Here is a 9,472-nt window from a genome sequence, read left to right as displayed (position 1 = left end):
AACCCCGAACCCCGAACCCTGAACCCCGAACCCAAATTACAGGCACAAAAAACGGCGCTTAAACAAGCACCGCTTTTAAATGGTTTAGGCTATTTCTTTAACCTTTAACCTAGCTCTTAAGCTACTTTATTTTCTTCGCAGCTTGCTAGGTATTCGTCAAACGTACCTTGAAAGTCAATTACCTGCTTGTCTTTAATATCAACAATACGGGTTGCCAGTGACGATACAAACTCACGGTCGTGGCTTACAAAAATAAGCGTGCCTTTAAAGTCTTTTAGCGCATTGTTAAGCGCCTCAATGGCTTCCATATCCATGTGGTTAGTTGGTTCATCCATTATCAGTACGTTAACGTCTTGCATCATTAACTTACCAAATAACAAACGGTTTTTTTCACCACCTGAACAGTTACGCGCTTTTTTATTTGAATCGTCTGCGGTAAACAATAAACGCCCTAACATACCACGTACCATTAAATCGTTGTGCTTAGCGGTGCGCCATTGCGACATCCAATCAAACAAGGTTAAGTCGTTATCAAAGTCTTTGGTGCTGTCTTGTGGGCAATAACCAAACGTGGCGTTTTCTGACCACTTAACTTCGCCTTCATTGCTTTTAAGCTCGTTAACTAAACAGCGTAAAAAGGTGGTTTTACCCACGCCGTTTTCGCCGATAACCGCCAGTTTAGCACCGGCTTCGAGTAGTAAATCACCACCAGTAAATAACGTTTCACCGTCAAACCCATGGCCAAGCTTGGTTAGCTCAAGCGCTTGGCGATACATTTTTTTGCCCTCATCAAAGTTGAGTGATGGGCTCATACGACTCGATGACTTAACTTCATCAAGCTTAATTTTATCCATTTTTTTAGCGCGCGAGCTGGCTTGTTTCGCTTTAGAGGCATTAGCACCAAAGCGGTTAACAAAGTCTTGAAGCTCGTCTATTTCAGCGCTCTTTTTCGCGTTTTCAGCAAGTAATTGCTCGCGTTGTAAGCCTGAAGCTTCAAGGTACTTTTCGTAGTTACCTGGGTAAATACGCAGCTCACCGTAATCAATATCGGCCATGTGAGTACATACCGAGTTTAAAAAGTGACGGTCATGGGAAATAATGATCATGGTGCATTTACGTTGGTTAAGCTCATTGGCAAGCCACGTAATAGTATGAATGTCCAAGTTATTGGTTGGCTCATCAAGTAGCAAAATATCAGGGTTTGCAAATAACGCCTGTGCTAACAGCACACGTAATTTCCAACCTGGGGCTACGTTTGCCATTAAGCCATAATGAAACTCTTTATCGATACCCGCATCAAGCAGAATTTCTTCTGCGCGGCTTTCTGCGGTGTAACCGTCCATTTCAGCAAATACGCTTTCAAGCTCGGCTACTTTCATGCCGTCTTCTTCACTCATTTCAGGCAAAGAGTAGATACGGTCGCGCTCTTGTTTGACTTTCCAAAGCTCCACATCACCCATAATTACCGCATCAACCACGCTGTATTGTTCAAACGCAAACTGATCTTGGCTTAGGTTACCTAATTTTAGCCCCGGCGTAATAGACACATTACCTGCACTAGGCGTAAGCGCACCGCTTAAAATTTTCATAAATGTCGACTTGCCGCAGCCGTTAGCGCCAATTAAACCGTAACGGTTACCGTTACCAAATTTAGCTGAAATGTTTTCAAACAACGGCTCTGCGCCAAACTGCATCGTAATATTTGCGGTGGAGATCAAAAAAAGTAATCCTAGAAAATTAATGGCAGGGTTAAGCTGCAGCAAGGCGCCGCATAAATAAACAAGCAATAGAGTAAATAATAGGCCGCGAATTATACAGATCCGCGCTTCAAGATGAAAGGTAAAAGAATAATCTACGGGTTCAGTAATGTGGGTAAATGGCTTGTATAGCGGATTTATTTTGCTTAATTAACTCATTTATAGCTTGTAACTCTATTTGGCTAATGGTTTTTTTACTTAGCATTAAATGAATAGAACTCTTATTGATGGCCGCCATATTAGTAACCGCTTCTATTGCTGGGTATTGGTTTATAAAATATTGCGCTGCTAGTTCGTCTTCAATTGCGTAATCAACTCTATTTTTATTGAGCATTGCAAAACGTTTCTCGGCGGTAGGCATCATAATAACGTTAGCGGGGTGGTTCTGTTTAAACAGCTCAAACGCAACGCCATAATAACTGCCACGGTTAACCGCCAAGGTTAAATCTTTATAAAAAATATCGCTAATGTTATTTAAATCAGGCGATTCGGTGTATTTATACAGGCGAACTACTTCATCACGATAGGCATCGCTGAAATAGGCAAAATCAGCTCTTGCTAATGTTTTACTGGCGGCAAAAATAACATCAATACGGCCTTCTTTTAATTCTTCAAAAGCGCGCGATGAGGTAGGCAGCAACATAAATTTTAAACAAAAAGATGAGCCGTTAAAAATCGTGTTTAACACGTCAATTTCAACGCCCGTCAGGTTACCGTTAACGGCAATTACATAGGGTGGCCAATTGTTTTCATTTGTGCCTACTTTAAGTGTTTTAAAGCAAGCAAATACGTTACAGCTGCTAAGCAGTAATACAACAAAAGCGATTTTAAGCATTTTATTACTCGAGGCTACAGCGTTATCATTACTAAAGTATAAACCAGACTGCAAATTTAGCTCGTTTTACATCAATTAAGCAACAATGCTGGCTTCCTATGTTTTACTAATAATGGCAAGTACGTTAAATAACACTATCGTGTGTTTAGGGGGTTGGTACTAATCCTAACGACGCCCTATAAGCTTTTAGCTGTTTGTCGCGGCCAATTTCATCGGTTAGTTTATTCCAGCCTTGTTCTATATTAATCACGGTTTGCTCAACAGACTGGGTGTGCCTTAGGTATTTAGCCACTTCAGTGTCGAGTATGTCTCTAAAGTAGCGGTTGTTTTCAAAAATTCTCAAATCAAGAATAATATTGGCGTTATTAACGGTTTTAGAAATAGAGCCCAAGTAAAAATGCAGCGTACTTTTACTCATGCCTTGTTTAAGCCAGTTTTTGTGGTTAACTAATTGAGAGGTACGATACGGGTTCATACCGGTGGCACCTATGGTTACATCTTCATTCGATTGCAAAGGCTGAGTAACATACGACAAGTAGTTATAAGCTAGGTCTTTTTTGTGTTTTGAGCTGGCATTATTAATTGAGCCTACCCAACCACCAAAAGCAGCATAAGGGGCATAGTTAATATCGCCAATGGCAAACGGGCATAAGTTAGCATTGCATCGTTCAAGCTGGCCTGTTTTACGGTTTAATACCTCAGTAGCTCCGGGCAATATACTCACCCCTGTTTTGTTTTTTACTTTAGACTCAGGTAACACGGCCATAGTACCAATGTCGCCCCATTCAATGGCTAAGGCGCAGCGACCGCTTATAAACGCATACCTTACATCATTGGTATCAAAGCTAAGCTCATCAGCAGAGCCAAATTCAGTGGTTTTTTTATAAATTTTTAAGGCTTTTTTAAAGGCATCGTTATTCACTAATGGCGCCATAGTTCTTGTATTAAAAAATATGCCTTGAGAAGTGCCTTTGCTTTGCAAAAAACTGCCCGCAATCGAAAGCAAAGACCAATACGATTGCTCATTGGCTTTTTTAGAAATGCACGAACCAAAATCGCCCTCGCCATCCCCGTTCATATCAACGCCATTTAATTGCTTAGCAATAGCAAGGTAATCATCCCAGGTTCTAGGTGGAGCCAAACCATATTTTTCTAAAATATCGAGGCGGTAATAAAGTAAATGTATATCACCATCGAGTGGAATCGAGTAAATTTGGCCGTTATATTTAGAGCTAAAGTCTCTAAAAAAACGCGATACATCATTCCATTCAATTAAAGGGTCGGAGGCAATGTAATTATCTAAACGCGCTAAGTAATTATTTTCTGCAAAATCCACCATCCAGAGTGAGGCATAGGCAATAATATCGTATTGGCTCGTTGGCGAGCTTAAATCTTTGTTTATTTCGTTATATAACTGGCCAAAAGGCACTTTGGTGACATTAACTTTAATACCGGTTTGTTGTTCAAACTCTAAGCCTCGTTGAATTAAAGGTTTGCTAATGAGGGTGCCTAAATCAACTGTAAGCACATTGAGCTGGGTAGTGGCTTGTTGCGGTGTGCTTGGTTGGCTTTCTATTTTAGAGTGGGGCAGGGTAATTTGTGCAACGCATTGAAAAGCCAACATTAAGCTTATAACTAAAGCAAATACAACTCTCATAAAAAACTCAACCACAGCAATATGTAATTACTACTCTAGTCTATATTTTGCGGAAAGGGAAAAGGCAGGTAATTGTAAGCAATAAACAACGCCTCTAACTCACCACTGGCAAGTAATTTTGCAAATCCGGCGTCAAAAATTTGTGCTAACTCGCGGCCTTTGGCGTTATCGGTAAAGGCAATGTATTGTTTTACAGGCACAATGTTTTCGATTTGATACTGCTGTGGGTCAAAATTCATTTTTGAAAGTTCAGCGGCATTAGCAATCAGGGTTTGCTGCAGCGCTTTACGGTTATCTAAAAAGAAATCAAGCCTATCGAGCTTAAGCATTTTAACGCCTTCAATTCGCTGGGTAACCTGCTGCAAATCAATCGGCACATACAAATAATTATTGTAGTTAGCGCCCCTTAACGTACCCACCGATCTGTTTTGTAACGAATACTCACCTTGCCAATTTTTAAACCGATCTTTTTTAAACATCGCCGATACAAAAGTAATATCGTAATGCCACACCGGAAAGTACAAGCCTTCTACCTCATTTTGCCTAGCGCTTAACATAGCATCGGCATTACCATTGGCCGTCCATCGATAAGCACGAGACTGAGGTACAATCATAATATTAAGTTCAATCGATTGCGCAGCAAAAATTTTAGTAAGCATATCAACATAAAGGCCAGAGCCGTTTTTTTCTACTAGCCCGTCAATGGTATCGGTAGCCAGTACAATTTTTTTAATATCGCTCGACGCCCAACCACTGCTAGGCACGCCTAAACAAAGCGCTAAAAGTACAGCTAAAAACCACCTAAACCTAACATTCATTGTAAGTAACACCTCGGTACTTAAACACAGCAACACCAACAGTATATTCATACTAGAAAAAGTTGAATAACGATCTTATGGGTAAACATAGCACACTATAATGACCAATAAGTGAACGGTTTAAAATAGCATCATTTTAACTCTAAAGTGGTTAATTAATAACCCTGTTTTTAAGGGGGATTAAAGCAAGTGTTTGCAGAGTTTAACAAGCGATAATGATTTAAATAGCTGCGAGTGTTTTTTATACAACCTAAACCTTTTCAAAGGTATAGATCTATTAGGTAAAAGTGTAAATAACATGGATTTATAAGGTTAAACAGTGCTTTTTTGTAATAAAAACATACTACTTAGGGCGTATATATTGCTGTGGCTCTATATTTTTAAATGTTGATACTGTAGATTAGTTATAAATGAATACCAGATTAATAAATAAACCAAGGAGCGGTGAATTTAGTGCCTACTAAAACACTCAATTACTACAATCAAAACGCACAAAGCTTCAGCGATTCAACGCTTAATGTTGATATGTCGGCGCTTTACGCTGAGTTTTTACCGCTTATCCCTAAACACGGCCATATATTAGATGCAGGCTGCGGTAGCGCCCGCGATGCCATGTATTTTAAACAGCAAGATTTTACTGTTAGCGCATTTGACGCAAGTTCCGAGCTTGCAAAGTTAGCCAGTAATTACTTACAACAAGCTGTAGAAGTTAAAACCTTTCAGCAGCTTAATTGTACCAATAAGTACGATGGCATTTGGTGTTGCGCCAGCTTATTGCACGTTCCAAAAGTAGAGTTACCGCAGGTGTTTTTAAAACTGCAAAATGCCCTAAAACCAAAAGGTGTTTTGTATGTATCGTTTAAATATGGCACGCAAGAGCGTGTGCATAATGGCCGTGAATTTACCGATTTAAATGAAGATGGCCTAACCGCATTAATTGCCCACCACACCGAGCTTAAAATACTAAAACAATGGCAAACGGTCGACCAGCGACCAGAGCGCGAAAGTGAAGTGTGGCTCAACGCATTATTAACGCGCAGCGAATTAATAAATGAATAGCTTTAACGAACAGCACCAATTGCAAAGTAATAAGCAGCAGCTTATTACGGGTGCCGATGACCCGCTATTACCTAATCTTGTACATGCAATAAATAATGCCACAGAGATTGAAATCACAGTGTCATTTATCCAACCCAGTGGCTTGGCTTTATTATTTGACCCACTCAATGAAGCTTTACAAAGTGGCGCAACACTAAAGCTGTTAACCTCCGATTACCTTGATATTACTCATCCTAATGCGCTCAGAGAGCTAATGGTATTAGTGGATCGTGGTGCCGATGTGCGTATTTACCAAACACAGAGCAACCAAAGCTTTCACATGAAGTCGTATATTTTTGTCAAAACAAATGACACCAGCGAAATTACGTCTGGTTGTGCCTTTATCGGCTCAAGTAACATTAGCGCCAGCGCACTTACTAAAGGTCATGAGTGGAATTTTAGACACGACTACATGCAGCCAAAAACAAGCCAAGCAGCGCAGCAATTTTTAAGTATTCGGAATGCTTTTAATCATATTTTCAACCACGAATTTGTTACCCATTTAAGCCATGAATGGATTAATAACTACATTGCTAGGCGCAAAACACAGCAGTTTGTAGCGGTAAATCATGCCGATACAGCGGAACAAATTATTGAACAAAGCGAAGCTAAAACACCAAGGCCAGCTCAAATTGAAGCGCTCAATGCTCTAGCGCAAACTCGCGCTGAGGGCTTTAAACGTGGCTTAGTAGTGTTAGCAACAGGCATGGGTAAAACATGGTTAAGCGCGTTTGATGTTAAACAATTCAAAGCTAAACGGGTATTATTCGTCGCGCATCGTGAAGAAATACTTGTACAAGCACAGCGTACTTTCGCTGAACTACTGCCGCTTTCAACGGGATTTTATAACGGTAAACACCGCGACAAAAACGCCGACTGTTTATTTGCCTCTATTCAAACAATTGGTCGAAGTAATCATTTAAAGCAATTTGCACCAACGGCGTTCGACTACATCATTGTTGATGAGTTTCATCATGCCAGCGCACGTGTTTATCGTCAGCTATTAAACTATTTTGAACCACAGTTTTTACTCGGTTTAACCGCCACGCCAGAACGAACCGACCAAGCCGATATTTTAGGATTGTGCGACAACAATTTAGTGTTTGAGAGAAACTTAACGCAAGGAATTGATCAAAAAACGTTAGTGCCGTTTCATTACTATGGTATTTGGGACGAAAACGTAAACTACCAAGCCATTCCATGGCGCAATGGTCGATTTGATCCTGCAGCACTAGAAAACAAATTTGCGACACAAAAACGTGCCGATCATGCGCTTGCACAGTGGCAACAATATAAACAAAAACGCACCTTAGGATTTTGTATTTCCACTAAACATGCCGATTACATGGCTGATGCGTTTAATAAAGCGGGTGTAAAAGCACTATCAGTACACAGCCAATCAAAAGTACGCAGAAATGAGGCGCTTAAACAATTAGAACAACGCCAAGTTGAAGTGCTATTTACCGTTGATCTGTTTAATGAAGGGACTGACTTACCCAGCATTGATACTATTTTAATGCTGCGCCCAAGTGATTCTAAAATCCTGTTTTTACAGCAATTAGGGCGTGGTTTGCGTACGCTAGAAGGTAAAACGCATTTAGTGGTGCTCGACTTTATTGGTAACCACCATAGCTTTTTAAATAAGCCTTATGCGTTACTCCATGAAACTACGCCAAGTGGTGTAGTGAAAAAGCTTAAAAAGCCAAATCTAGCTGATGGCTGTTTTATAAATATTGATTTAAAAGTCACCGACTTCTGGCAACAGCTAGCTAAGGCGCAGCGCACCACGGCGCTTGAAGATATAACACAACTTGCTGAGCAACTTGGGCATTTACCCACCTTAAGTGAGTTTTACTACCACTATGGGGATATAAAAAAGGTAAACAGCAATTACACTAGTTGGTTTGAGCTAATTGCTAAAACACAAAACATTGATGATGAGGCACAACAAGGTGCTGAGCAACTAGCGCGGTTCTATGACTTTTTACATAAGGGCATACAAACAACCAGTATGACCAAATGCTTTAAAGCTATTTTGCTTGAAGCTTATGTGGCATTAAATGGTTTTACCATTCCCCCAACAGTTGCAGAACTTGCAGCCATGAGTGCTAAAGTATTAGCGCGCCACCCAAATTTAAAACAACACGATTTATCAGCCAAAGAGCAGCAAGCTGCCGCTGATTCACAAACATGGCAAAGCTACTGGTGTAAAAACCCAATCAAAGCTTACACCAATAAAAATAAAGATGGCACGCAGTGGTTTACGCTAGAAAACGACACAGTAAAAGCCACGTTTGACGTACCCGCAGATAAGCTCGAATTATTAAACAACGCCGTGTTAGAGCTGGTTGAATACAGCTTAGCTAAATACAGTCAACGGCTAGAAGTAAACCTAGCAACAACTGAGCAAAATACCGAGCAACAAGCTGACAATGTTACTCAGCTAGCGTTTAAAGATCGTACCGATACAACAAAAGAGCAAGATAACACATTAAAGCTGCCGTACTTCCCCAATATAAAAATTGCCTGTGGGCATTTTAAAACAGGGGATGAAAGCGATATGGAATTGATGGACGCACCACTTGGCGCGGGCAAGCTCGACCCGCAAGTGCATTTTTTAGCACACGCATCGGGTAACTCAATGAATGGTGGTAAACACCCAATACTTGATGGTGATTTACTACTACTTGAGCTTATAACTTCCGATAAAGCAGGATCGCTACGCGGCCAAATAGTGGCAATAGAGCGAGATGATATAGGCGGGGAAGGGCAGTATTTACTGCGCAAAGTTAATAAATTACCCAATGGGCAATATGAGCTAATTGCTCAAAACCCAGATTACGAAGTAATGATTGCAGATGAAAGTATGCGAACCTTTGCGCGGTTTAAACAAGTGGTTGCAGAGTAGTTTGTAGTAGCGCTTTAACTTGTAGGTGCAGAGCTTGCTCGCTCGAAAAGCGCAGCTTTTAAATTTGTAAGTCGTGCCGTAGGCGGGAGTTTACCTCGCGCTTAAATTGTAGGTTGTGCTTTAGCGCGTCAATGTGATTGATAATATTAGGAATTGAGAAGGGATTAATAACCTCTATTCGAGGTTTTATCGCGTTGGCGATGGCAACCAAAGAGAGGCTGCCGCCGACCTCTCTCTGGACTCTCTCGGCGCACCCGAGGATCACACTGTATCCTCAAGTTAAAAATTGATGTGAACGTAACCGCCGTGTATTCGCCATCCATGGCGAAGTCACGGCTTAACTTGCATCCATGCAAGTGATTACTCATCAATTTATAACTTTCGGGTGTGATCACGGGG

General features: G+C 40.8%; 6 protein-coding genes. 2 read left to right on the top strand and 4 right to left on the bottom strand.

Annotated features, from left to right (window positions below; translation table 11 throughout):
• Positions 1 to 116: 116 nt before the first annotated feature.
• From BM380_RS06210 to BM380_RS06195, 4 genes are all read right to left on the bottom strand, one after another.
• Entirely contained in the window at positions 117 to 1,718 is a 1,602-nt protein-coding gene (locus BM380_RS06210) for an ABC-F family ATPase (RefSeq protein WP_024601143.1), read from the bottom strand.
• Positions 1,719 to 1,860: 142 nt separating this feature from the next.
• Positions 1,861 to 2,646: a substrate-binding periplasmic protein gene (locus tag BM380_RS06205; protein WP_254772056.1), complete on the bottom strand. Its 786-nt coding sequence runs from the start codon at positions 2,644 to 2,646 to the stop codon at positions 1,861 to 1,863.
• Between the two features lie 91 nt (positions 2,647 to 2,737).
• Complete coding sequence (locus tag BM380_RS06200) at positions 2,738 to 4,249, bottom strand: ABC transporter substrate-binding protein (RefSeq protein WP_090493569.1); 1,512 nt, start codon at positions 4,247 to 4,249, stop codon at positions 2,738 to 2,740.
• 35 nt (positions 4,250 to 4,284) lie between these two features.
• Positions 4,285 to 5,067, bottom strand: a complete 783-nt coding sequence (locus tag BM380_RS06195; RefSeq protein ID WP_090493567.1) for a substrate-binding periplasmic protein — start codon at positions 5,065 to 5,067, stop codon at positions 4,285 to 4,287.
• A 453-nt stretch (positions 5,068 to 5,520) separates the two neighbouring features.
• Here BM380_RS06195 and BM380_RS06190 point away from each other — a divergent pair, with 453 nt between their 5' ends.
• The gene (locus tag BM380_RS06190) at positions 5,521 to 6,126 is read left to right on the top strand and encodes a class I SAM-dependent methyltransferase (protein WP_090493595.1); all 606 of its coding nucleotides are present in this window, start codon (positions 5,521 to 5,523) and stop codon (positions 6,124 to 6,126) included.
• Positions 6,119 to 9,073: a DEAD/DEAH box helicase family protein gene (locus tag BM380_RS06185; protein ID WP_090493565.1), complete on the top strand. Its 2,955-nt coding sequence runs from the start codon at positions 6,119 to 6,121 to the stop codon at positions 9,071 to 9,073. The genes BM380_RS06190 and BM380_RS06185 overlap by 8 nt, the downstream gene beginning before the upstream one ends.
• Positions 9,074 to 9,472 lie beyond the last annotated feature (399 nt).

The organism is Pseudoalteromonas sp. DSM 26666 (assembly GCF_900116475.1).
GTDB classification, from domain to species: Bacteria; Pseudomonadota; Gammaproteobacteria; order Enterobacterales; family Alteromonadaceae; genus Pseudoalteromonas; species Pseudoalteromonas tetraodonis.
This window is presented reverse-complemented; position numbering and strand designations above follow the sequence as displayed.

Coding starts and splice junctions, on each gene's coding strand:
- BM380_RS06185 (WP_090493565.1), top strand. CDS start 6,119: ATGAATAGCTTTAACGAACAGCACCAATTGCAAAGTAATAAGCAGCAG.
- BM380_RS06200 (WP_090493569.1), bottom strand. CDS start 4,249: ATGAGAGTTGTATTTGCTTTAGTTATAAGCTTAATGTTGGCTTTTCAA.
- BM380_RS06195 (WP_090493567.1), bottom strand. CDS start 5,067: ATGAATGTTAGGTTTAGGTGGTTTTTAGCTGTACTTTTAGCGCTTTGT.